Origin of the sequence: Halomonas sp., from assembly GCF_033549285.1 — a bacterium.
Taxonomy (GTDB): Bacteria; Pseudomonadota; Gammaproteobacteria; order Pseudomonadales; family Halomonadaceae; genus Halomonas.
In genome coordinates, this window is the sequence record NZ_JAWSUJ010000204.1 from 1 (window position 1) to 589 (window position 589).

At 65.0% G+C, this 589-nt stretch carries 1 protein-coding gene; it reads left to right on the forward strand.

What is annotated here, in order from left to right; all coding sequences use genetic code 11:
* Positions 1 to 294: 294 nt before the first annotated feature.
* A partial coding sequence (locus tag SCI24_RS21430) for an IS3 family transposase (protein ID WP_318727289.1) occupies positions 295 to 589 on the forward strand: 295 nt, incomplete at its 3' end.

Genomic DNA, 589 nt, shown 5'->3' on the forward strand with positions numbered 1-589 from the left:
CCTGCGGTGGTAGTGTTGTAAGACGACCGTGATCCTCCAGGCGGGCCAGTCGAGCGTGTGTGGAGGGAGAAGTGGCCGGGCAAGACTGGACACCCCGATAGGTGATACTGCTCCTGGCACATGACTTTTGTCCTCTGCGCTCGGTCGCATCGGCGGCAGGAGCGCAAAGCGATGATCGACCGGGCTCACCCTCTGCCCCTAAAGAGGCAGGCCGAACTCCTCGATCTTGCCCGCTCGAGCGTCTACTACCAGCCGGTCCCCACCAGCGAGTGAGATCTCGCCTTGATGGCCGCCATGGACGAGATCCACCTCAAGTTCCCCTTCTACGGGATCCGCCGGATCAGGGACGAGCTCCTCGCCCGGGGCTTCCTCGTGGGCCGAGGGCACGTGGCCACCCTGATGCGCAAGATGGGCATGCAGGCCCTCTATCCCAAGAGGCGTCTCTCCCAGCCCGCCCCCGGCCACAAGGTCTACCCCTATCTCCTGCGCGGCCTGGACATCAGCGAGGCCGGGCAGGTATGGAGCGCGGATATCACGTACCTCCCCCTGGCTCGCGGCTTCTGCTGCCTCACCGCCATCATGGACTGGG